General features: G+C 64.7%; 22 protein-coding genes and 1 pseudogene. 15 read left to right on the forward strand and 8 right to left on the reverse strand.

From position 1 onward, the window contains the following. Positions 1-687: 687 nt before the first annotated feature. On the reverse strand, positions 688-954 hold the full coding sequence (rpsT, locus tag ACM43_RS17390) for a 30S ribosomal protein S20 (RefSeq protein WP_157284863.1): 267 nt from the start codon (positions 952-954) through the stop codon (positions 688-690). A 423-nt stretch (positions 955-1,377) separates the two neighbouring features. Between rpsT and ACM43_RS17395 the strand changes: the two genes are divergently transcribed. Both ACM43_RS17395 and ACM43_RS17400 read left to right on the forward strand, forming a co-directional pair. Beyond that, a complete protein-coding gene (locus ACM43_RS17395) occupies positions 1,378-1,695 on the forward strand; it encodes a hypothetical protein (RefSeq protein WP_025033220.1) in 318 nt (105 codons plus the stop codon). Positions 1,696-1,962: 267 nt separating this feature from the next. Then, a complete protein-coding gene (locus ACM43_RS17400) occupies positions 1,963-2,709 on the forward strand; it encodes a polysaccharide biosynthesis/export family protein (protein ID WP_225131885.1) in 747 nt (248 codons plus the stop codon). Positions 2,710-2,848: 139 nt separating this feature from the next. Here ACM43_RS17400 and ACM43_RS17405 read toward each other — a convergent pair whose 3' ends face one another. The 3 genes from ACM43_RS17405 to ACM43_RS17415 all read right to left on the reverse strand — a co-directional run bounded on the left by ACM43_RS17405 (position 2,849) and on the right by ACM43_RS17415 (position 4,852). Then, on the reverse strand, positions 2,849-3,520 hold the full coding sequence (locus ACM43_RS17405) for a dienelactone hydrolase family protein (RefSeq protein ID WP_271541607.1): 672 nt from the start codon (positions 3,518-3,520) through the stop codon (positions 2,849-2,851). Positions 3,521-3,727: 207 nt separating this feature from the next. Then, a complete protein-coding gene (locus ACM43_RS17410; RefSeq protein ID WP_157284861.1) occupies positions 3,728-4,063 on the reverse strand; it encodes a hypothetical protein in 336 nt (111 codons plus the stop codon). Between the two features lie 24 nt (positions 4,064-4,087). Further along, the gene (locus ACM43_RS17415) at positions 4,088-4,852 is read right to left on the reverse strand and encodes an alpha/beta fold hydrolase (RefSeq protein ID WP_271541609.1); all 765 of its coding nucleotides are present in this window, start codon (positions 4,850-4,852) and stop codon (positions 4,088-4,090) included. Positions 4,853-5,371: 519 nt separating this feature from the next. Between ACM43_RS17415 and ACM43_RS17420 the strand changes: the two genes are divergently transcribed. From ACM43_RS17420 to ACM43_RS17430, 3 genes are all read left to right on the forward strand, one after another. After that, positions 5,372-5,863 carry a (2Fe-2S)-binding protein gene (locus ACM43_RS17420; RefSeq protein ID WP_271541611.1) on the forward strand — a complete coding sequence of 164 codons (492 nt, stop codon included), beginning with the start codon at positions 5,372-5,374 and terminating at the stop codon, positions 5,861-5,863. Next, on the forward strand, positions 5,860-8,142 hold the full coding sequence (locus tag ACM43_RS17425; RefSeq protein WP_271541613.1) for a xanthine dehydrogenase family protein molybdopterin-binding subunit: 2,283 nt from the start codon (positions 5,860-5,862) through the stop codon (positions 8,140-8,142). The genes ACM43_RS17420 and ACM43_RS17425 overlap by 4 nt, the downstream gene beginning before the upstream one ends. A gap of 386 nt (positions 8,143-8,528) precedes the next feature. Further along, a complete protein-coding gene (locus ACM43_RS17430; RefSeq protein WP_036024045.1) occupies positions 8,529-9,623 on the forward strand; it encodes an HD-GYP domain-containing protein in 1,095 nt (364 codons plus the stop codon). 129 nt (positions 9,624-9,752) lie between these two features. Here the strand turns inward: ACM43_RS17430 and ACM43_RS17435 are convergent, their stop codons facing one another. Both ACM43_RS17435 and ACM43_RS17440 read right to left on the reverse strand, forming a co-directional pair. Further along, positions 9,753-11,333 carry an AMP-binding protein gene (locus ACM43_RS17435; protein WP_271541615.1) on the reverse strand — a complete coding sequence of 527 codons (1,581 nt, stop codon included), beginning with the start codon at positions 11,331-11,333 and terminating at the stop codon, positions 9,753-9,755. A 228-nt stretch (positions 11,334-11,561) separates the two neighbouring features. Continuing rightward, positions 11,562-11,978: a VOC family protein gene (locus tag ACM43_RS17440; protein WP_271541617.1), complete on the reverse strand. Its 417-nt coding sequence runs from the start codon at positions 11,976-11,978 to the stop codon at positions 11,562-11,564. Between the two features lie 123 nt (positions 11,979-12,101). Here ACM43_RS17440 and ACM43_RS17445 point away from each other — a divergent pair, with 123 nt between their 5' ends. The 4 genes and pseudogenes from ACM43_RS17445 (at position 12,102) to ACM43_RS17460 (ending at position 14,776) form a co-directional block, all read left to right on the forward strand. Beyond that, a complete protein-coding gene (locus tag ACM43_RS17445) occupies positions 12,102-13,076 on the forward strand; it encodes a Bug family tripartite tricarboxylate transporter substrate binding protein (protein ID WP_157284857.1) in 975 nt (324 codons plus the stop codon). Between the two features lie 149 nt (positions 13,077-13,225). Continuing rightward, on the forward strand, positions 13,226-13,678 hold the full coding sequence (locus ACM43_RS17450; RefSeq protein WP_036038647.1) for an ArsR/SmtB family transcription factor: 453 nt from the start codon (positions 13,226-13,228) through the stop codon (positions 13,676-13,678). A gap of 8 nt (positions 13,679-13,686) precedes the next feature. Further along, positions 13,687-14,022: pseudogene (locus ACM43_RS17455) on the forward strand (SRPBCC family protein); the annotation flags it as partial. A 16-nt stretch (positions 14,023-14,038) separates the two neighbouring features. Further along, a complete protein-coding gene (locus ACM43_RS17460) occupies positions 14,039-14,776 on the forward strand; it encodes a DUF899 domain-containing protein (RefSeq protein ID WP_271541619.1) in 738 nt (245 codons plus the stop codon). A gap of 230 nt (positions 14,777-15,006) precedes the next feature. Here the strand turns inward: ACM43_RS17460 and ACM43_RS17465 are convergent, their stop codons facing one another. Then, entirely contained in the window at positions 15,007-16,254 is a 1,248-nt protein-coding gene (locus tag ACM43_RS17465; RefSeq protein ID WP_271541621.1) for a S1C family serine protease, read from the reverse strand. A 201-nt stretch (positions 16,255-16,455) separates the two neighbouring features. Here ACM43_RS17465 and ACM43_RS17470 point away from each other — a divergent pair, with 201 nt between their 5' ends. The 4 genes from ACM43_RS17470 to ACM43_RS17485 all read left to right on the forward strand — a co-directional run bounded on the left by ACM43_RS17470 (position 16,456) and on the right by ACM43_RS17485 (position 18,784). Beyond that, positions 16,456-17,073 carry a hypothetical protein gene (locus tag ACM43_RS17470; RefSeq protein WP_271541623.1) on the forward strand — a complete coding sequence of 206 codons (618 nt, stop codon included), beginning with the start codon at positions 16,456-16,458 and terminating at the stop codon, positions 17,071-17,073. Beyond that, positions 17,060-17,434 carry a transcriptional regulator gene (locus ACM43_RS17475; RefSeq protein WP_036024038.1) on the forward strand — a complete coding sequence of 125 codons (375 nt, stop codon included), beginning with the start codon at positions 17,060-17,062 and terminating at the stop codon, positions 17,432-17,434. Before ACM43_RS17470 ends, ACM43_RS17475 begins: the two co-directional genes overlap by 14 nt. A 30-nt stretch (positions 17,435-17,464) precedes the next feature. Then, a complete protein-coding gene (locus ACM43_RS17480) occupies positions 17,465-18,205 on the forward strand; it encodes a di-trans,poly-cis-decaprenylcistransferase (protein ID WP_271541626.1) in 741 nt (246 codons plus the stop codon). 93 nt (positions 18,206-18,298) lie between these two features. After that, entirely contained in the window at positions 18,299-18,784 is a 486-nt protein-coding gene (locus ACM43_RS17485) for a Crp/Fnr family transcriptional regulator (RefSeq protein ID WP_036002505.1), read from the forward strand. Here ACM43_RS17485 and ACM43_RS17490 read toward each other — a convergent pair. After that, positions 18,723-19,550 carry a metallophosphoesterase family protein gene (locus ACM43_RS17490; protein ID WP_271541631.1) on the reverse strand — a complete coding sequence of 276 codons (828 nt, stop codon included), beginning with the start codon at positions 19,548-19,550 and terminating at the stop codon, positions 18,723-18,725. The genes ACM43_RS17485 and ACM43_RS17490 overlap by 62 nt on opposite strands. A 208-nt stretch (positions 19,551-19,758) precedes the next feature. Here ACM43_RS17490 and ACM43_RS17495 point away from each other — a divergent pair, with 208 nt between their 5' ends. Both ACM43_RS17495 and ACM43_RS17500 read left to right on the forward strand, forming a co-directional pair. Further along, positions 19,759-20,445 carry a DNA-3-methyladenine glycosylase I gene (locus ACM43_RS17495; protein ID WP_157284851.1) on the forward strand — a complete coding sequence of 229 codons (687 nt, stop codon included), beginning with the start codon at positions 19,759-19,761 and terminating at the stop codon, positions 20,443-20,445. A 202-nt stretch (positions 20,446-20,647) separates the two neighbouring features. After that, complete coding sequence (locus ACM43_RS17500; protein WP_036024052.1) at positions 20,648-20,941, forward strand: hypothetical protein; 294 nt, start codon at positions 20,648-20,650, stop codon at positions 20,939-20,941. Positions 20,942-21,063 lie beyond the last annotated feature (122 nt).

Below are 21,063 nucleotides of genomic sequence, written 5' to 3' on the forward strand. Positions count from 1 at the left end.
CACATCGCCGCCGATTTGCACGCTCGCCCCGTTTCCGATACCGCGCTGGTCTCAAGATCGTGGGCGCCGCTGACGACCTAAGGAATACACTAAGCGGAAAGACTCGCAACGAATTGATTCACACTTGAGCCAGCAAAAAAACTTGACGTCAGTTAACGTCGCACGTGGGTTGTGCACAGGCTCGGAGCAAGTTTTTGGATTCGTGCACAGAATCGAAAATGCCGGACCTCATGTGACAATTCTCCGCCACCGCCGATTTTTTTTACAAATTTGTCACGCGTTCGACGCGCGGGCCGAATTTTCCAAATGCTTGCGGTCGCTATGTCGATAAGTGATTAACGAGACATCGTTTTTTGAGTCTCGTTTCACAGGGTAACTCCATCGTCACACGCATTCCTGTGAATCTACGGTGTGCAGAACTCTCGTCCGCCACCGATTCAATTCGCGCCCGCCTCACAGGGGTTTTTTGCAACGCAGTGAAGTTTCCGCTGTTGCAGAACATCAGCAGGTAAAATTACGGAACGAAGACTGACGGACGATGCAAATCGTCCAAGCGACGCGTGAGCCTCGCGCGACTGCTTGCGTAAATTTGACAGCCAACGAAAAAGCCCGGCGCGAGGCCGGGCTGTTTGACGCGCTGACCGGATCGACCGATCAGGCGATGTCGCCAAGATGACTTAGCAAGATTTACTTCGCGAGCTTGGCGATCTGCGCGGTGAGGCGCGAGACTTTGCGGCTGGCGTTGTTCTTGTGAATGATGTTGCGCTGGGCGGCGCGCATCAAGGCGGGCTCGGCCGTCGCGAGCGCCTTCACGGCAGCGGCGCGGTCGCCGCTCTTGATGGCTTCCTCGACGTTGCGCACGGCGCCACGCATCTGGGTGCGGCGCGACTTGTTGACGGCGGTGCGGCGGGCGATCTTGCGCGTCGCTTTCTTGGCGGAAGTGGTATTGGCCATGGTCTCAATGTCCTTTGCGGGTACCGGTCGCGTCTTGGTCGGGTAGCGCCGGCTTGCTTGACCGCGGAATCGACGCTCGGATTTAGGGTGTTCGGTTGCTGGGCCGTTCCCGGAACATGAGCGACCGCCTTGCGGCTGTCTCTGAGGCTCCAAGGTGTCTTCAAGCTCGGATGAGTCCTGAAGCCCAGGGTGCCTGCAACTGCTCAAAGAACAGCGGCGGCGGGATTGCGCCCACCGCCAGTTGGCGCCCTTATAGAGAGGGTCTTTCGCACCGTCAACGCTTTCGGGCGCCGGAAACGCGCCTTTGGCGGCCTGGATGAGTGCCGTAACGCCCTGAAGAGGTTGAATTTCTGCCGTCGGCCGGCTATTGGCTGGCATCGTTCCGAAAAGGTCGTCCGCTCGGACGGCCATCGTAGGTGAGGCATGATCCGCGGCTTTTTCCGACTGATTGGGCTGTTGCTGCTCGCCGGCGGGTTCATCTTCATGGTCTATGACGGCGCCCGCTGGGTGGCCGACCAGACCCTCAAATTCACCCGCTTCGGCCAGTTCTGGAACGACATCAATCAGGCCAGCCAATCGGCCTTTCGCACCTGGGTCGAGGCCAAGGCGCCCTGGCTCTGGACATCGGTGATCCGCCTGGTGCTGGAGCAGCCGGTCTTCGCCGTCCTCGGCATTCTGGGAATCCTCCTGATGATCCTGTTCCGCCCGCGGAAACCGCTGATCGGCTATTCCCGGGATTGAGCTCGCGTGAGCGCGTAACCGAGCTGCCTCTTACCCTCCCCTGGAGGGGGAGGGTCGGCTCACATTTGAGCGCAGCGAAAATGTGAGACGGGGTGGGGTGACAGTCTCTCCACGTCCACACTGCCCGAGTGGAGAGATCACCCCACCCCGCTCGCGCTGCGCGCGATCGACCCTCCCCCTCCAGGGGAGGGTTGGAGCCTCCACTCAACGCTTTATTAACCATAACCGGTGCATCACTGGAGCTGTCTCGTTTCGAGGATGGGTCCGGTGCCGGTTGCACGCGCGTTTCGATGGTCGAACTTGGCGTCCTTGGCAGCGTCCGCCGCGCTCGCTTTGGGCGGCTGCATGCAGACCGCAACTCCCGTCGCGATGGTGCAGCCTCGTCCCGATCTCGATGCCATGGCCTATGGCCAGCCCTATAATGCGCCGCGGCCGGTCGTCGTCGCCAACAACGGCGGTGGCGCGATCGCAGCGCTCAGCAATTCTTTTGCCGCTTCGCCCGCACCGATGCCGGTCGGCTACGCCGCGCCGATGGCGGTGCCGGTGCGCAATGGCGCCTCCTATCATCTCGACGCCGGCGACAAGCTTCGCGTCGTGGTCTACGGCCAGGAAGGTCTCACCAACAGCTATGCGATCGACGCCGGCGGCTCCATCACCATGCCGCTGATCGGTGCGGTGCCGGCCCGCGGCCGCACCACGGCGGGGTTGGCCGGCGAGATCGCCGCACGCCTGCGCAACGGCTACATCCGCGAGCCTTCGGTGGCGGTCGAGATCGAGACCTATCGTCCGTTCTTCATCCTCGGCGAGGTCCTCGCACCCGGCCAATATCCTTACGTGCCGAACATGACGGTCGAGAGCGCGGTCGCCATCGCCGGCGGCTTCTCGCCGCGCGCCAAGCGTGACATGGTCACCGTCACGCACACCGAGAACGGCGGCGCCATGCGCGCCGTGGTGCCGCTCGGCACGCCGCTCGCGCCCGGCGACACCGTGTTCGTCGGCGAGCGCTGGTTTTAAGACTCTCTCCCCTCGTCATTCCGGGGCGCGCGTTAGCGCGAACCCGGAATCCATTCCTCCACCAACTCTGCCGCCTTGATGGATTCCGGGCCCGCGCCTGTCGGCGCGTCCCGGAATGACGGTGGAAAGAGGCGGGGCTCTACCTCAAATGCTTCGCAAAAAACGCCATGCTGCGCGGCCAGGCGATGTCGGCGCTGGCCTTGTCGTAGCTGGCGCGCTCGTCGCAATGGAAACCATGCTGGGCGCCCGGATAGATGTGAACTTCGACCTCGGGCCGCTTAGTTTTGATGGTCTCGACATCGGCGAGCGGAATGCCGGCATCCTTCTCGCCGAAATGCAGTTGGGTCGGCACCTTCGGCACCTCGTCGGCGAAGCGCACGACAGCGCCGCCGTAATAGCCGATTGCCGCCTTCAGGCCGGTCAGTCGGGTCGCCGCGACGAAGGCGATGCTGCCGCCTAAGCAGAAGCCGATGATGCCGATGGGCCCGACGCTCTTCACCGCATCGATCGCAGCTTGCGTGTCGCGCAGCATCGCGGCCCAGTCCGGATTGGCCACGAACTTGCGCGCCTCTGCGATCTCGTCGGGCGAATAGCCCGACTGGAAGTTCGGCGCCGTCCGATCGAAGATCGACGGTGCGATCGCGACATAGCCTTCCCCGGCAAGGCGGTCGCAGACCGAGCGGATGTGGTGATTGACCCCAAAGATCTCCTGGATCACCACCACCGCGCCCTTCGGCGTGCCGGCGGGATCGGCGCGATAGGCGCCGAGCTGGAAATTGTCCGAGGCCGTCAGCTTGATGTCCTGTCCCACGCGGGTTGTCCTTCTTGGTTGGTCCTTGATCGAGAACTACGGCCGCTCTGCAAACTCGTCATGCCCGGGCATAGCCGTCTAAAGGACGGCGTCGCTTCGCTCGCCTATGTCCCGGGCATCCACGTCTTGTCTCAGCTCTCAGCCCGAGAGAACGTGGATGGCCGGGACAAGCCCGGCCATGACGATCCGGAATATCGGCGCTCAACACTACTCCCACATCCAGTTCTCGCCGTAGTCCTCCTTCCATCCGGCCAGCCGGCCGTGACGGAACTGCAGAAACAGGCGATGGCGATAGGGGATCAGGCCGCTGCCGCCGATGTTGCGCAAGGCGAGATAGATCTCGTGGCCGGGACGTCCCCGCACATATTGCAGCTGCTGCCCGAGGGCGCGCGCGGTCTGTTCGGCATCCATGCCGAAGGCGAGCGGAATGTTGTTCGACAAGGTCGTGACGAAAGGCTGGCGCTGCGGCACGGCGCCGATCGGCTCGGCCTGTGCGGATAGCGACAGCAACATCGTCCCCGCAGCCAGCATCATCAGCTTCATCGCCTGTGTCCCTGCTCGATCGGCCTACGCCGGCAAGTTCTTCAGGAAAGGCACGACCGCGTCAACAAAAGCCTGGGGCTGATCAATGTTGACGGCGTGGCCGGCGGCGGGGATCACGACCTTTTGTGCGCCCGGGATCTTCGCGGCCATGTAGTCGGACGCGGCGAGGAACGGGGTGTCGTCGGCGCCGACAACGATCAGGCTGGGCACCTTGATCTCAGGCAACAGCTCCATCACGCGCGCATCGCGCTGGGTCAGCATGCCTCGCGCGGCGAGCGCAAGGCCCCTAGCGTTGCGATGGCTCGCGGTTGCGCGCTCGCGCGTCGCCGCTTTCAAGACCTCGAGGCCTTCGCGGTCGAGCCGGTCGGCGGTGGCGAGCGCCCGCGCGTTCCAGGCTTCGCGCGCATCGTCCTTCCTGAAGCCGGGGCCGGTGTCGATGATCAGCAGCGCGCGGGCCCGCTCCGGATGTGCGCGGTAGAACGCCAGCGACATGTACCCGCCGAGCGAAAGCCCGCCGATGATGGCGCGCTTGGCGCCGACCGCATCGAGGATCGCCGCCATGTCACCGACCGTGAGGTCTTCGCTATAAGCACTCGCATCGTCAGGGTAATCGGACTGGCCGTGGCCGCGCATGTCCCACAGGATCAGCGTGTGGTCCTTCGCCAGCGCGTCGATTTGCCCATGCCACATCGCCGAGGTCGAGGAATAGCCGTGGGTGAGCAGCAGCGGCGGCCCGTCGCCATGAACCTCGTAGTAGATGTTGACGCCGTCGCGATTGATCTCCGGCATTGTTTCCGGCCCTTTCTTTTCTCGCCACCAACTCGGTGCTTCACCCTCCCCTGGAGGGGTCCGGGACGAGCGCAGCTCGCCCGTGGGTCGGCTCACATGGGGCGGAGCGAAATGTGAGACGGGGTGGGGTGACGGTCTCTCCACCTCCAACAGTGTCGTGTGGAGAGATCACCCCACCCCGCTCGCGCTCCGCGCGATCGACCCTTCCCCTCCAGGGGAGGGTAAGGTTTGCGTGCGGCTGCACCTTAGCTCGCCAAGTTACCTCGAAGAAACTGCCTGAATGCGATGGCACGCATGCCCGAGGCATGCGCTGTTGTGTCCAGTGGCTGCGTCGCCGCCCTTGGCGCGGCGCACAACGAGCGAGTGTGGCGGTCGTTTTTTCGACTCGTTCCAAATTGCGTTTGCCTCCGCGTCGGAACGCGATCATTCTCGCCGGCAAGGCTGACGCCAGCCCGGTGGGCGTCCGCCATTCAAGTTGCCGCCGTAAGCGGCTTCATGCACCGGCAGGGGAAGACGCCTATGCCAACTCTCACCATCAACGGGCGGAGTCTGTCCGTGGATGCGGCGAACGACACGCCGCTCCTCTGGGCGATCCGCGAGCAATTGCAGATGACCGGCACCAAGTTCGGCTGCGGTGCCGGGCTGTGCGGTGCCTGCACCGTGCACGTCAACGGTGAAGCCGTGCGCTCGTGCCAGACCATGCTCAGTGACGTCGCCGGCAAGAAGATCACCACCATCGAAGGCCTTTCCGCCAAGGGCGATCATCCCTTGCAGAAGGCCTGGATCGCCGAGCAGGTGCCGCAATGCGGCTATTGCCAGTCCGGCCAGATCATGCAGGCGGCCTCGCTGCTCGCCAAGAATCCCAATCCAACCAAGGAAGAGGTGGTCACCCATATGGACGGCAATCTCTGCCGCTGCATGACCTATTCGCGGATCCAGAAGGCGATCATGCGCGCCGCATCCGAGATGCGCACCGCCTCGGCCACCTCGAGCGAGCGGAGGCCCACATGAACGAGCATGTGAAGAAATCGACACCCGAGACGACGGATCTCAGCCGCCGCTCCTTCCTCGTCGGCACCGCCGCGACCGGCCTCGTGCTCGGCTATGCCGGCGTGCCCGGCATCGAATCGGCAGCCGCCGCGCCCGCCAATTTCGAGCCGAGCGTCTGGTACGCGATCGCGCCGGACGGGCTGGTCACCGTGACCTGCGGCAAGGCGGACATGGGCCAGCACATCGCCTCCACCATGGCGCAGATCGTCTGCGAGGAATTGGGCGCGAAATGGAGCGACATGCGCGTGCGGCTCGCCTCCAACGATCCCAAGTTCAACGATCCCGTGCTGGGCGCGCAGATCACCGGCGGCAGCTGGTCGACCATGATGAACTTCGAAGCGATGAGCCGCGCCGGCGCCGCCGGTCGCATCGCATTGACCGAAGGTGCCGCCGCCGCCATGGGCGTGCCGGCATTGGAGCTCGTGGTGCGCGATTCCATGATCGTGCATCCGAAATCGAAGAAGCAGATGTCGTTTGCCGATGTCGTGAAAAGCGGCAAGGCGACGAAAACCTTCACGCCCGACGAGCTGAAGGCGATCAAGCTGAAATCGCCGGACCAGTACACCATGATCGGCGTCTCGGTTCCGCAGCTCGACATCCCCTCCAAGACCAACGGCACGGCCAAGTACGGCATCGACGTGATGCTGCCGGGCATGGCCTATGGCGCCCTGGTCACGCCGCCGGTGCGCTTCGGCGCCACCGTGAAATCGGTCGACGACAGCGCGGCAAAGAAGGTGCCGGGCTTCATCAAGGCCGTCACGCTCGACGACAAGACCGGGACGACGTCGGGCTGGGTCGTCGCGGTCGCCAGCACCTACGCCAACGCCAAGAAGGCGGCGCAGGCGCTGAAGATCGCCTATGACGCGGGTCCGAACGCGAAGCTGTCGAGCGAGTCGCTGCTCGACGAGGCCAAGCGGCTCCAGAAGCTGGACGATTCCGGCCAGTTCTTCGTCAAGGACGGCGATCCCAATGCAGCCTTCGGTTCGGCGGCCAAGGTGGTGGAGGCGGAATACACCACCAGCATCAACATCCACGCGCCGCTGGAGCCGATGAACGCCACTGCGGAGTTCAAGGGCGACATCCTGCACATCTATTCCGGCAACCAGTTCGCGACGCGCTCCGGCGCGATTGCGGCGGGGGCGGCCGGGATCGATCCGAAGTTCGTGGTAATGCACCAGATGTGGCTGGGCGGCGGCTTCGGCCGGCGTCTCGATGCCGACATGATGATTCCGGCGGTGCAGGCGGCCAAGGCCGTCGGCAAGCCGGTGAAGGTGATCTATTCGCGCGAGAACGACATGACGATGGATTTCTCGCGTCCGCTCACCTATCAAAAGGTGAAGGCCGGCGTGGACGGCGATGGCAAGCTCATTGCGATCAGCCACGACGTGGTCTCGGCCTGGCCGACCGCGCGCTGGGGAATTCCCGATTTCCTGACGCCCTCGGTCGACAAGAAGGGCCCGCTCGATTCCTTTACGGTGAACGGGGCGGACTTCTTCTACACCGTGCCCAACCATTATGTGCGCGCGATCAAGAACGAGCTCGCGCACAACGCCACGCCGTCCGGCCAGCTTCGCTCGGTGGCGCCGGGCTGGACCTTCTGGGCGGTCGAAAGCATGATCGACGAGATCGCGGCAGCCACGGGCAAGGATCCCGCCCAGTTCCGCATCTCGTTGCTCGACGGCGCCGGCAAGAACGACGGCGGCGCGCAGCGCTTGCGCAACACGCTGCTCGCCGCGATGGGACTGTCCGGCTATGGCACCAAGCAATTGCCGAAAGGCGAGGGCATGGGCGTCGCCTGCGTCTCCTCGCAGGAGCGGGCGACCGCGAGCTGGACGGCGTGCGTGGCTCACGTCGCCGTCGCGCCGTCGGGGGAGGTGACCGTGAAGAAGCTCACGGTCGCAACCGACGTCGGCACGCAGGTGCATCCCGACAATGTCCGCGCCCAGGTCGAGGGTGCGGCGCTGTGGGGCCTGTCGCTGGCGATGTACGAGAAGGCGACGCTGAAGGACGGTGGCATCGAGCAGACCAATTTCGATGGCTACACGCCCTTGCGCATGAGCCAGACGCCCGAGGTCGCGATCGCCGTGATCGCCAATGGCGAGAAGGCCACCGGCGTCGGCGAGCCCGCGGTCACCGTGGTCGCGCCGGCCATCGGCAACGCCATCTTCAATGCCAGCGGCGCCCGCGTCCGGGCGCTACCGATCACCGCGGAGGCCGTGAAGGCGAGCATGAAGGCGTAAGCCGAGCCGCTATGGCTGAATGAGCTGATCCGCCGGAGGGCATGCCCTCCGGCGGATTGGTTTTGGGTGCGCTCGGTATTTATTTCGTCGTCATGCCCGGGCTTGTCCCGGGCATCCACGTTCTTCGCACGTCTAGCCCAAGGCCGTGGATGGCCGGGACAAGCCCGGCCATGACGGAGAGAAAATTCCTCTTTTCCATCAATGCCCGTTCTACTGTGCATGGGGTTGTTTGGCCGGTTGTGAAATTCCCCCCTGAACCCCAATCCGTAAAATTGCGTGCAATTCCCCAAGGTTCCATTGAGCACGCCTCTTAAGGGCCAGAGAACCTGATCCGGCTTAGGCTCATCGGCCAATACGCCCGAGTTTCCGGTCCTTGTGGGGAAGCCATGAACGCCACAGCCAAATCCGCCGCCAAACGCCGGCTCCTGCTCGCCTCCGATCGGAGCGACGGGAGCAGCGAGCTCGCCAGCATCCTGAAAGCGGTCGGCGACGTCTCCACGGTGAAGACGGACGAGATCCCCGCCCAGCCCTCGCGCGATCTCTCCGGCCTCGTGGTCGACATCAACCTGCGCTCGCCCGACAGCGTGCAGCGGGTCCGCAACAAGCTGCGCGGCGACGCCTATCGTTCGATGCCGCGGCTGTTCGTGCTCGCGGACGCCCTGCATCACGGCACCATGCAGGCCTGGGCGCTAGGAGCCACCGACACCATTTCACGCCCGCTCCAGGCTGAGGCCATCCTGCAGCGCATCCGCGCCGCCTTCCCGGACACCGCGGCCTATGACGCGACCGATCGCGGCAAGACGCTCAACCGCGGGGTCGAGGCGGCGCATGCGGTGCTGACCAAGATGTTCGAGAAGCTGCCGCTCGGAGTGCCTCTGACCTTCGACGACGTCATCGCCGCCGAGAGCAAGATCCTGAAGGCGATCAAGCATTCCTCGCTGCGCGAATGGCTCACCACGGTCGGCTGTCACCATGTCGGCAGCTACCGCCATTGCCTGTTCGTCACCGGCTTCGCCGTCGCCTTTGCCCAGCATCTCGGCATGCGCGAGGACGACCAGCGCCGCCTGACCCGCGCCGCGCTGCTGCACGACGTCGGCAAGGCCTTCGTTCCGGCCTGGCTGCTCGACAAGCCCGGCAAGCTCACCGACGAGGAGATGGCCGAGGTCCGCCAGCATCCGCGCCGCGGCTATGACGCGCTCGCCGCGCAAGGCGGCTTCCCGCCGGAGATGCTCGACGTGGTGCTGCATCACCACGAATTCCTCGACGGCTCCGGCTATCCGAACGGCCTGTCGTCGAACCAGATCAGCGACATCGTGCGCCTGACGACGATTGTCGACATCTACGCCGCGCTGGTCGAGAAGCGCGCCTACCGCATGCCCTTCACCCACTCCCGCGCCTTCACGATGATGGAAGGCATGGGCGGCAAGCTCGACCAGCAGCTGCTGCAGGCGTTCCGCCCGGTCGCGCTGGGGTCGTTCTAGCCGGGATGCCGTAGGGTGGGTTAGCCTCGCGGCTGCGCGAAGCGCAGGCGCCAGGCGTAACCCACCATGCCTCCGCAATTGCCGAACGAAGTTGGTGGGTTACGCCTTCGGCTAACCCACCCCACGAGCTCACCCCACCAGCTTCCGCAGCTCCGCCTTCGCCACCTTCTCCAGTGTCGAGCGCGGCATGTCGTCAACGAGCCTGATCTCGCGCGGCAGCTTGAAGTCGGCGAGGCCCTTGCGGCAGGCTTCCATCACGCGATCATGCAGATCGGGTGCAGCGCCCGCGACGCCGCCCTGCGGGATGATGAAGACCACCGGCACCTCGTCCAGCATCGGATGCGTCTTCGCCACCACTGCGGCCTCGCGCACGCCCGGCACGAGTGCGATCACCTGCTCGATCTCTGAGGCCGCAACGTTCTCGCCGCCCACCTTCAGCATGTCCTTGGCGCGGTCGCCGAACTTGATGAAGCCGTTCTGCAATCGCTCGACGCGGTCGCCGGTGAGAAAGAAGCCGTGCTCGTCAAAACTCTCGCGCGTCGCCTTCTCGTTGTGCAGGTACTCGGCGAACAGCGACAGGCCGGGGATGCCCTTGATCGCGAGGTTGCCCGTGCCGCCGACCTCCGTCGGTCGTCCGTCGTCGTCGGTGATGCGGATCTGATATTCGGGCGCCGCGCGGCCGATAGACATCGGGATGTTGGGCTGATCGACCTCGCCGACGATGCCGTGGGTGATGGTCTCGGTCATGCCCCACCAGCCGATCATCTTGACGCCGAAGGCGGCAAAGGCCGGCGGCTCGTTGATGGCGGTGCCCCACAGGCGGAACTTGTGGTCTTTCGGGATCTCCTGCTCGAGCAGCGCCTTCATGCAGAACGGAATCGTCGAGGTCCAGGTTGCGCCATGCTCGCGCGCGACGCCCCAGAACCGGCTGGCGGAGAAGCGCGGCTGGATCACGCAAGTGGCGCCGACCCACAGCGTCGCCAGCATGGAATAGGCCAGCGCATTGGTATGGAACAGGGGCAGGTAGGCCTGGTGCACGTCGCCGGCGTGAAGGTCCTCGTGCGCGGCGTTGATCTTGGCGCCCCACAGCGCGTTGGCATGGGTCCACAGCACCGCCTTGGGTCGCGACGTCGTGCCCGAGGTGTATTGCACGCTGCATGGCGCCAGCGGATCGGACGCGCGCCGGGGACGATCGGCACTGTCGGCGAACAGCGATTCGAAGCTGTCGCCGGGCGAGACGCCCCGCGCGGGGGCCGCGCCCGCATCGTGCGAGGTCACCGCCAGCCACCTTATGTTGCGGCAGTTCTGCGCGACGGCTTCCGCATAGGCCGGCTGCGTGATCGCGGCGACCGCGCCGCAATGATCGGCGAAATACGCGATCTCGGCCGGCGCCGAGCGCGTGTTGGTGGTGACCGCGACGGCCCCGAGCTCGACGCAAGCGAACCAGGCCAGCATCGCCTCGATGCAATTGTCGAGATGGATGAGCACATACTCGCCCGGCTTGATGCCGCGCCTGGCGAGGCCGGCCGCGAGCGCGCCGACGCGCTCGTGAAATTCGCCGTAGCTCCAGCGCCGCGCCGGCGCGTCGAACGGCGCCCAGATCAGGAATGGATGATCACGCCGGACTTCGGCGCCCAGCTTGAGCAGCCAGGGCACGTCGAGCCCGTCGAACGGGCCCACGATTCCGGCTGTGATCTGTTGAACTGGCATGGCTCCTCCCGGTGCAGCCTGCATCCTGCTGGCGGCTGCCTTTTGATTATTGCGTCTTCCTGCCATTGGACGACGCGGGAAGCAAATCGGGGGTATGCGTGAGCGCGCTCTCTCGGCCGTCATTGCGAGCGCAGCGAAGCAATCCAGACTCTCTCCACGGAGGCAGTCTGGATTGCTTCGTCGCAAGCGCTCCTCGTAATGACGGCGTTCGGGGGCGCGGCGGCTCTATTAGCCGGCGTCCCCGTACGACGAGATTTCGATCAAACTGCCATCGGGATCGCGGCAATAGACCGAGCGCAGCGTGCCGCGGGCGCCTTGCCTCGGGCCCGGACCTTCCTCGATCGCGACGCCATGTGCCTGCAAATGCGCCACCACCTCGTCCGGTGTGGCCGAGGTGAGAAAGCACAAATCTTCGCTGCCGGCGGTCGGATGGCTCGCGGTGAACCACTCCACCTTGTCGGCATCGCGTTGTCGGACGTTGATCCTCTGGTTACCGAATTCAAGGAAAGTCCGCGGCGCTTTGCCGCCGCCGGGATCGAACACCTTGACTTCCATGCCGAGAATCCTGCCGTACCACGCAGCACTTGCCGCGACGTCGCTGACATTGATCACGAGATGATCCAGGGCATGAACCTTGACCGGCATGTCTCATCCTTTCGTCGTGATGTGCCCCGCGCACTTTCCGCACGCGGCAAGCTTTGTTACAACCGCAGCGACGCGGCTTTCAAGCCATCCGACTTCAAGAACAACACTGGGAGAACCCTTGAGATGATCACTCGCCGTACCGCGCTGGGCCTGCTCGCCGCCAGTCCGCTTGCAGCCACCCCGCTGTCGAAGGCCCTTGCCGCCGATTATCCGGTCCGTCCAGTGAAATGGGTGGTGGGCTATCCGCCGGGCGGCGCCACGGACATCCTGGCACGGCTGATCGGCCAGCGCCTGTCGGAAAAGCTCGGCCAGCAATTCGTGGTCGAGAACAAGCCCGGCGCCGGGAACAACATCGCGACCGAATCGGTCATCAATGCCGAGCCCGACGGCTACACGCTGCAGCTGGTCAATCCGGCCAACTACATCAACGCCTCGCTCTACAAGAATCTGAAGTTCAACTTCGTGAACGATATCGCGCCGGTCGCCTCGTTCCAGCGCGTGCCGAACGTGATGACCGTCAACAAGGACGTGCCGGCCAAGAACGTCGCCGAGTTCATCGAGTACGTGAAGGCCAATCCCGGCAAGGTGAACATGGCCTCGTCCGGCAACGGCACCTCGGTGCATCTGTCCGGCGAGATGTTCATGGCCATGACCGGCTGCAAGATGCAGCACGTGCCCTATCGCGGCGCCGCGCCCGCGATCACCGACATGCTCGCCGGCCAGGTGCAGGTGATCTTCGACAACATGCCCTCGATCATTCAGCACATCCGCTCCGGCAGCCTGCGCGCGATCGGTGTCACCACCACGGAACGCTCGCCGCAGCTGCCCGACGTGCAGCCGATCGCCGACACCGTCAAGGGCTATGAGGCGAGCGCGTTGTTCGGCATGGGCGCGCCGAAGAACACGCCGAAGGAAATCATCGCCAAGCTCAACGCCGAGGTCAACGCGGTGCTCAAGGACCCCGACATGGCCAAGCGCCTGGTCGAGCTCGGCGGCGAGCCGCGGGTGCAGACGCCCGAGGCGTTCGGCGAGGAGATCAAGGCCGAGACCGAGAAGTGGAAGAAGGTCGTCGACTTCGCCGGCCTGAAGGTCGAGTAGAAATCTCGTGATGACGAGGAAGAGAGCCCTGCCGTTCGGCAGGGCTTTTTTCTTGGCTGCATTGCCGGCAACCCGATCACGCTCTCGTGCGGATCCGCGCCTGCGCCTTCCGGCTTGACGTTGCCGCGCTCGCGTCTATACTAAACCACATGGTTAAGTATCAGGACGAGACGCTGGACCGGACTTTTGCGGCGCTGTCAGACCCGACGCGGCGTGCCTTGCTGGCGCGCCTCGGCGAGCAGGACGGCCTGTCGGTGAGCGAGCTGGCGGCCCCGTTTGCGGTATCGTTGCCGGCGATCATGAAGCATCTCGACGTGCTCACCGATGCCGGGCTGATCGTGCGCGAGAAGACCGGGCGCACGGTCGCCTGCCGGCTGACCGCGCAGCCGATGGAGCAGGCGATGAACTGGCTCAATCGCTATGCGCAGTTCTGGTCCCACAATCTTGATCGCCTTGCCGCCTTCGTGGAGGAAGAGACATGGCCAACGCAGCCGCCAACACCGCCGAACGCCCGGCAGAACGACCAAGCCTCACGCTCACGCGCCGGCTCCGCGCACCGCCGCAAAAGGTCTACGCCGCCTGGACGCAAGCCGCGCAGCTAGCGCAATGGTTCGGGCCGCCGAACATGAAGCCGGCGACGCTTCAAGCCGAGCTCGACGTTCGCGTCGGCGGCCGGTTTCGCATCAGCTTCACCGGGGACGACGGAGAATATTTCGAGGCCGGCGGCCGCTATCGCGAGGTGGTGCTGAACGAGCTTCTGGTCTTCACCTGGGCCTGGCACTCGACGCCGGAGCGTGAATCGCTGGTGACGATCTCGATGAAGCCGGACGCTGCCGGCACCTTGATGATCTTCCATCACGCCCAGTTCTTCGACGAGACTGCGCGCGACAACCACCAGCGCGGCTGGAGCTCGATTTTCGACAAGCTCGATGCTTTCGTCGCCTGACCACAAGGAGAACGCCATGCAGCAACATCAGATCGTCTCGCGCGAGCAATGGATCGTCGCGCGCAAGGCCCTTCTGGCCCATGAGAAGGAATTGACCCAGGCCCGCGAACGGCTTGCCGACGAGCGCCGCCGGCTCCCCTGGGTCAAGGTCGACAAGGCATACGAATTCGAAGGGCCGAACGGCATTGTGTCCCTGGGCGATCTGTTCAAGGGCCGGCCGCAGCTCATCGTGCAGCACGTGATGTTCGCACCCGATTGGGACGCGGCCTGCAAGAGCTGCTCGTTCTGGGCAGACGGGTTCGAGCGCATGGTGCCGCATTTGGCCGCGCGCGACACCGCCATGGTTGCGGTCTCGCTGGCGCCAAGCGCAAAGCTCGAAAACTTCAAGAAGCGGATGGGCTGGACCTTCGACTGGGTTTCCTCGGGCGGCAACGACTTCAACCGCGATTACGGCGTGACGTTCTCACAGGAAGAGGTCGCGACCGGCAAGCCGATGTACAATTTCGGGACCACGCCGCTCTACGGCCCCGAGCTGCCCGGCATCAGCGTGTTCTTCCGCGACGAGGCCGGCGCGATCTTCCACACCTATTCCTGCTTCGCCCGCGGCCTCGACATGATGAACGCCGCTTATCAATATCTCGATCTCACCCCGCTCGGCCGTCATGAGGAAGGCCTGCCCTATCCGATGGACTGGGTGCGCCTGAGCGACCAGTACGAGCCGCAGCCGGCGAAGGGTGCGTGCTGCCACGGGTGAGGGGAGCGCTCGACGCACATCAAAGGTGTCATCGCCCGGCTTGACCGGGCGATCCAGTATTCCGAGACGGCGGTGATGAATCGAGAGGCCGCGGCGTACTGGATTCCCCGCCTGCCGCCTACGCTAAAGCTTCGGCGCCCCTGGACCTCAACCCCGGCGAAGCCTTGGCGTAGCCGGGTCGCGGGGAATGACAGCTACGGGTGAGCTGCAGGGTGTGCGTTGCCCGATAGCTACCGCTTCGCTTCCGCCTGCTCCGCCGCGTTGCACGAGATCAGCATCGTGTAAGGCCGGGCGTTGGCGGCGATGTCGGTGGTCTTGCGCTCGCTCTTTGGCTCGGCGGTCTGATAGGGCACGATCGAATTGTCGAGGAAATCGCGCAGCACTCCGGTCTTGATGGCGAAATTGATGTTTTCAGGGATGTTGCCGGTCGCCACCGCGATCCGCAAGGCTGGAATCTTGCCCGTGACCACGCCGACGACCTGACCCGTGTTGTCGAACAGCGGCCCGCCGCTATTGCCGGGCTGCACGGGTGCGCTGATCTGCAGGAAGCGCGAGTCGTTGCGCATGCCGCTGAGCGAGCTCACGATCCCGGTGGTCACGCTGAAGTCCGAGGTCAGGATGCCGTGATAGGGAAAGCCGATCGCGATCACGGAATCGCCGGAGCGGATCGAGCGGTCGCGGATCCGGGCAAAATCCTTGAAGGTCGTTGTCGACGGCGCCTGCAACAAAGCGAGATCGTTGTTGGCGTCGCTCGAGACGACGCGCAGCACCATTGCGGCCTCGCCGGTGAGATTGCCCTTGATGTCGCCGACGCAGCCGTCGATCACATGATGGTTGGTGACGATGTGCCCGCTCGTGCTGACGACGAAGCCGCTGCCGCTCCTGGCTCGGGCAGGTTTGCCGCCGGCCGGCCCTGCCGCCTGCTTCTCCGCCGTGACCGCCGGCTTGGCCGCACCCTTGGTGAAATCGCCTGCCTTGCTGAGCCCATCTGCCTTCACCCGCGTGACGCAGTTCGCCAGCGCCGCGATCAGGGGCGCCGTCGACGTCAGCACAAATTGGAGTGGCTTGCTGCCGTTGGTCGTCACCACCATCAGGCTTGCCTTCTGGAAGGTGCGAGCGACGTTGGGGGGCAGGATGGTCGTCACCATGTTGGTGGTGCCGGCGGTCGCAAACAACCTCGCCTGCTCCTGGCCGTCGAAGATGAAGTCGATGGGCGCGGTATCGCCCTTGTTAAAGCGAAAGCTGGGGCTGGCAAAGCTCAGCAGCCAGGAGCCGGCCGCATTCTGCGCGACGAAGAGACTCACGCCGTTGGCGTAAGGTGCGGTCGCCGCGCAATGGGAGAACGCGCCCGTCTCGTCATTGCTGAATGCGCCGCCAGCCCAGTTGCCGACATTGACGGTGCCGAACGGCCCCGCCGCGTTCGCCCCGACCAAACTCACCTGCAACACGAACGCAACGACCAACGACCTCAACCACATACCCCAGCCCCCGGCAAACGCACTTGCATCCATCTTATCCGCGAGGGCAGGTGAGGCGCAACCGTCAGTTGTCCGCTCTCGTCCGGCTGGCCGCGACAATTCAGGCTTGCATATACTTTGCAGTACCGTATACTTTGCAATACAAAGTAACGAGGCTCTTGCCTCGTAATGTCCGGGTGGAACGAGGTTTTGGCGTTGCCGATGCGCGATCTCGACAAGGCGCTGGCCGACATCGTGACGATCCGCAGCCAGATCGCGGCGGGTACCGCCTTCCGCGGTTACGGCCCGGCGACGATGGCGGCGACCGGCGCTGTGGCGCTCATCACCGCCCTCCTGCAATTCTGGTTGTTGGATGATCCCACCGGCGAGCCGCTCGTTTTCTTCATCGGCTGGTTCATCGCCGCCGCGCTGTCTGGGCTGATCATCGGCATCGAGATGCGCGCCCGGTCGCGACGCCATCATTCCGGTCTCGCCGACGCGATGATCCACCAGGCGGTCGAGCAGTTCCTGCCGGCGGGCATTGCCGGCGTTCTGCTCGCGGTGGTGATGTGGAAGTTCGCGAGCGAGACGCTGTGGCTGCTGCCGGGCCTGTGGCAGATCCTGGTGTCGCTCGGCATCTTTGCCTCGGTCCGCTCGCTGCCGCGCACCGTCGCGCTCGCCGGCGCCTGGTATTTCGTGTCCGGCTTCGCGGTCGTGGTGCTCGCGAGCCGAACCCACACGCTGTCGCCATGGACCATGGGCCTACCTTTCCTGATCGGCCAATCGCTGATGGCGGCCATTCTGCATTTTGCGTCGGGAGACAACGATGTCGAAGACTGACAGCGCGCCCTTCTCCTATGAAGGGCTCGACCGCGTGATCCACGAGAAGGCGAGGCTCGGGCTTCTGACCTCGTTGATGGCGCATCCGAAGGGGCTGGCGTTCGGCGATCTCAAGCAGCTCTGCGGCCTCACCGATGGCAATCTCAGCCGGCACCTTGCCGTGCTGCAGGAAGCCGGCCTCGTCGAGGTGACCAAGGGCTACGAGGGCAATCGCCCGCACACCAGCTGCCGCCTCACCAAGGCCGGCCGCCGCCGCTTCCTCGACTATCTCGCCGTGCTCGAGCGGCTGGTGCGCGACGCGGCGAAGGCCGCCGGCCGCGAAGCGCCGCCGCTCGGCCGTCTCGGCATCGCCTCGACCTGATCTCCCCCTTTTTTGACCGGAGACTTTGCAATGCAAAGTGACATCACGTCCCATAACGAGAAGCTTCATGTCGGCATCATCATGGACGGCAACGGCCGCTGGGCGACGCGGCGCGGCCTGTCGCGCGTGCGCGGTCACGAGGCCGGCGTCGAGACCATCCGCCGCATCGTCGAGGCCGCGCCCAAGCAGGGCATCGGCACGCTGACGCTTTACGCCTTCTCCACCGACAATTGGCGGCGGCCGAAGGCCGAGGTCGCGGCGCTGATGACCTTGCTGCGCTTCTACCTCGCGAACGAAGTGCAGAGCCTCGTCAAGAACGGCGTGCGCCTCTCCGTCATCGGCCGCCGCGATCGCCTGCCCGACGGCATCGCCGCCGCGATCGCGCGCGCCGAGGCGGCCACCGCCGATGGCCGCACGCTGCACGTGCGCATCGCCGTCGATTATTCCGCGCGCGATGCCATCCTCCATGCCGCGGCCAAGGCGGCCGCGCTGACCAGCCTGACGCGCGAAGCCTTCTCGCAGCTCGTGACGGGCGAGGCTGGCCTTCGCGACGTCGACCTCATCATCCGCACCTCCGGCGAGAAGCGGCTGTCGGACTTCCTGCTGTGGGAAGGCGCCTATGCCGAGCTGTACTTCACCGAGCGGATGTGGCCCGAATTCGACGCGGGCGATCTTGCCGAGGCGCTCGCCGCCTTCCATTGCCGCGAGCGCCGCTTCGGCGGGCTGCAAGCCATTATGCCCGAAGAGGCACCCTCGCTCTCGCGGGTGTGACGCGCCTCGCGCACCAGCCGGCTCTCTGCCGATTGCCGCCTGGCTTGGATCGTGCTCTAGTCTTCCGGCGTTGTGTACGGGAGCGTTCGCACCATGCGCGCAGTCCTCGATTATTGCACCGGCGGAACGGAGCGGCAGCTTGCCGCCGGCACCATCATCGTCGCCGAGGGTGGCACCTCCGGCCATCTCTACGTGCTGATGCAAGGTAGGCTCGAGGTGCTCAAGGGCGAGATGGTGGTCGCCACCGTCACCGAGCCCGGCGCGGTGTTGGGTGAGATGTCCGTGCTGCTGGGCCAGCCGCACACCGCAACGGTACGGGCCTGCTCCGACGCCATCGTCTACGAATTCGAGGATGCCGCCGCGTTCCTCGAGAGGGAGCCGGGCGTGGCGCTGCTGATCGCAAAAATGCTGGCGCAGCGGCTCAACGTCGCCAACACCTACCTCGCCGATCTGAAGCGGCAATATGCCGGCCACGGCACGCATCTGGCAATGGTCGGCGAAGTGCTCCAGAGCATGATCAACCTGCCGCCGGCTGAGGTTTCGCCAGGCTCGGATCGGCAATCCGATCCAAGAATGTGAGCCAGTCGGGCGGCGCCTCGATGGGGGTGGCGGGCCGCCGCAGCGGCGCCTTCAGGTCGATCCATTGCGCCTCGCCGGCCGCCAGCCAGAATGCCTTGTCGGCATCGAGATCGAGCACGATGCAGGTCGGGGGACGGCCAGGTTGCAGGCCCGTGTTGAAGACCCAGGTCTGGCCCAGCCGGTCGAACCACGATCCATTGCTGATGAAGGGCGATTGATGCACATGGCCCGAGATCACCATCGACGGCTGGTATTGCATGATCCACTGCACCAGCTCGACGTCGCCGAAGAAGCGCTTGCCGCCCCAGCTCGTCGGTGAATCCGCCGGCGGCGCATGATGCGCCCAGATCCAGCGCTGCGGCCTGATGGCTCCGGCATCGCGCAACTGCTCGATGAGGCGTTGCTTGACCTGGGGTCCGTCCCACCACGGGCACACCGTGAACAGGGTATCGCCGACCGTCAGGCCGTCGCCGTCGCAGGCGATGCCGAGCTCGCGCACCTCCGAGATCCAGCGCGAAATCTTCTCACCTTCGGCGTTGCGCTCGTCGAGATCGTGATTGCCGGAGCAGAGGATCACGCGGGTCGTCGCGGCCAGCAGCGCGAGATACTTCTTCACCACCACGATCTGGGCGCGGAAATCCACCATCGAGCCGATGTCGAGCGCGTCGCCGGCGAAGATCACGAGGTCGAATTGCGGCGCCGCGCTGACCAGCCAGTCGAGCTGCGGCAGAGAATAGTGCAGGTCGGCCACGACCAGGCAGCGCATGGAAAATCCGACGGCCAGAGAGCAAAATGTCAGGGAATTCCAAAAACGGCATAAAGCAAGAAGCAGACCAGCCCGGCCGCCCCTTTGCATCAATCCAATGAGCGACAGCATGCTGCGTCCCGTCGCAGAGCGCAAGGGGCGGCAATGCGGGGCTGGACCGGATCGCCGAATTCTGGTGTCGTGGCCTGCTCTCAACACCTGTGTTCACATGACCTCCTTCAAGACCATTCGCGCCCGCGCCGAGAAGCGCAAGGGCGGGCCCAAGGCGCTGGACAAGTTGATGCCGGCCAAGCCGGACCTCAAGCAGCTGGCCAAGCTCGGCGACGATCGTATCCTCGCCGAAATGACCAAGCGGGTGTTCTGCGCCGGCTTTGCCTGGAGCGTGATCGATTCCAAATGGGACGGCTTTGAGCAGGCCTTCCTGCATTTCCAGCCCGCCAAGCTCACCTTCCAGCCCGAAGACTATTGGGAGGGCCTATTGCGCGACGCGCGCATCGTGCGCAACGGTGCCAAGATCATGTCGGTGCGCGACAACGCCGCCTTCGTGCAGGAGATCGCGAAGGAGCACGGCAGCTTCGGCAAGTTTCTGGCGAAATGGCCGTCCTCCGACGAGATCGGCCTGCTCGACCTCCTCAACAAACGCGGCAGCCGGCTGGGCGGCAACACCGGCCAGATGCTGCTCCGCTTCGTCGGCTGGGACGGCTTCGTGACGTCGAAGGACGTCGTGGCCTGCCTGCGCGCTGCCGGTCTCGACATCGCCGAGGAGGTCAAGTCGAAGGGCGATCTCGCCAAGGTGCAGGCGCAGTTCAACGCCTGGGCCGAGGAGACCGGCCTGCCGTACACATATCTGTCACGCATCTGCGCGCTGTCGGTCGGCGAGAACAGCAGCGAGTAGCGCGTCGATCGACAGATCGTGTGCATCCTGTGGCGATCTTGTGCTGCGAACGCGGCCGATGAAACCCGCGATCACGAAATACATTTCGCAGGAACATTTATCCGCAGCACCTGTTCGGGACTCTGAGCCAGGCGCATAAGGGCGCAGGGAATGCTCGCTCCCGCCTGGCTCGATGAAACCGGATACAACAACGGAGCAGTCCATGAAGCTCACATCTGAACAGGTGAAGCAGACCGTCAACCAGCTCGGCGCTCAGGTGCTGCCCGACGAACATCCGGCGATGCCGCAGCTCAACAGCATGTTCGGCGAGCACACCTTCTTCGTCGACGAGATGGGCCTCAAGGTGCTCGAGCCGACGGGGTCGCTCGGCAGCGACCGCCAGAGTGGCGAGGTCGTCAGCCTCGCCGATTGGGGCGATTCCGACCTGACGCGCCTGATGGCGCATGAGCCCGAACCGACCGGCGTGATCGTGGTGTTCGAGCATGTGAGGCATTGAGCAGCCCGACGGGACGTTTTGGAGACACGTGCGCCACGGCACTCCCGTGGCGCGCGGCTTTGGCGTGACTGGTGACGTGGTGATCAGCTCCACCGTCTTGCGAACGATCTGGTGCCGATCGC

Origin of the sequence: Bradyrhizobium sp. CCBAU 45321 (genome assembly GCF_028128975.1) — a bacterium.
Taxonomy (GTDB): domain Bacteria; phylum Pseudomonadota; class Alphaproteobacteria; order Rhizobiales; family Xanthobacteraceae; genus Bradyrhizobium; species Bradyrhizobium yuanmingense.

Bases quoted from the DNA above. Each gene is read 5' to 3' on its own strand.
- ACM43_RS17460 (WP_271541619.1), top strand. From the start codon at position 14,039: ATGCAGCAACATCAGATCGTCTCGCGCGAGCAATGGATCGTCGCGCGC.
- ACM43_RS17410 (WP_157284861.1), bottom strand. From the start codon at position 4,063: ATGAAGCTGATGATGCTGGCTGCGGGGACGATGTTGCTGTCGCTATCC.
- ACM43_RS17445 (WP_157284857.1), top strand. From the start codon at position 12,102: ATGATCACTCGCCGTACCGCGCTGGGCCTGCTCGCCGCCAGTCCGCTT.
- ACM43_RS17440 (WP_271541617.1), bottom strand. From the start codon at position 11,978: ATGCCGGTCAAGGTTCATGCCCTGGATCATCTCGTGATCAATGTCAGC.
- rpsT (WP_157284863.1), bottom strand. From the start codon at position 954: ATGGCCAATACCACTTCCGCCAAGAAAGCGACGCGCAAGATCGCCCGC.
- ACM43_RS17415 (WP_271541609.1), bottom strand. From the start codon at position 4,852: ATGCCGGAGATCAATCGCGACGGCGTCAACATCTACTACGAGGTTCAT.
- ACM43_RS17420 (WP_271541611.1), top strand. From the start codon at position 5,372: ATGCCAACTCTCACCATCAACGGGCGGAGTCTGTCCGTGGATGCGGCG.
- ACM43_RS17450 (WP_036038647.1), top strand. From the start codon at position 13,226: ATGGTTAAGTATCAGGACGAGACGCTGGACCGGACTTTTGCGGCGCTG.
- ACM43_RS17490 (WP_271541631.1), bottom strand. From the start codon at position 19,550: ATGCGCTGCCTGGTCGTGGCCGACCTGCACTATTCTCTGCCGCAGCTC.
- ACM43_RS17470 (WP_271541623.1), top strand. From the start codon at position 16,456: ATGCGCGATCTCGACAAGGCGCTGGCCGACATCGTGACGATCCGCAGC.
- ACM43_RS17395 (WP_025033220.1), top strand. From the start codon at position 1,378: ATGATCCGCGGCTTTTTCCGACTGATTGGGCTGTTGCTGCTCGCCGGC.
- ACM43_RS17485 (WP_036002505.1), top strand. From the start codon at position 18,299: ATGCGCGCAGTCCTCGATTATTGCACCGGCGGAACGGAGCGGCAGCTT.
- ACM43_RS17475 (WP_036024038.1), top strand. From the start codon at position 17,060: ATGTCGAAGACTGACAGCGCGCCCTTCTCCTATGAAGGGCTCGACCGC.
- ACM43_RS17435 (WP_271541615.1), bottom strand. From the start codon at position 11,333: ATGCCAGTTCAACAGATCACAGCCGGAATCGTGGGCCCGTTCGACGGG.
- ACM43_RS17465 (WP_271541621.1), bottom strand. From the start codon at position 16,254: ATGTGGTTGAGGTCGTTGGTCGTTGCGTTCGTGTTGCAGGTGAGTTTG.
- ACM43_RS17430 (WP_036024045.1), top strand. From the start codon at position 8,529: ATGAACGCCACAGCCAAATCCGCCGCCAAACGCCGGCTCCTGCTCGCC.
- ACM43_RS17500 (WP_036024052.1), top strand. From the start codon at position 20,648: ATGAAGCTCACATCTGAACAGGTGAAGCAGACCGTCAACCAGCTCGGC.
- ACM43_RS17480 (WP_271541626.1), top strand. From the start codon at position 17,465: ATGCAAAGTGACATCACGTCCCATAACGAGAAGCTTCATGTCGGCATC.
- ACM43_RS17425 (WP_271541613.1), top strand. From the start codon at position 5,860: ATGAACGAGCATGTGAAGAAATCGACACCCGAGACGACGGATCTCAGC.
- ACM43_RS17495 (WP_157284851.1), top strand. From the start codon at position 19,759: ATGACCTCCTTCAAGACCATTCGCGCCCGCGCCGAGAAGCGCAAGGGC.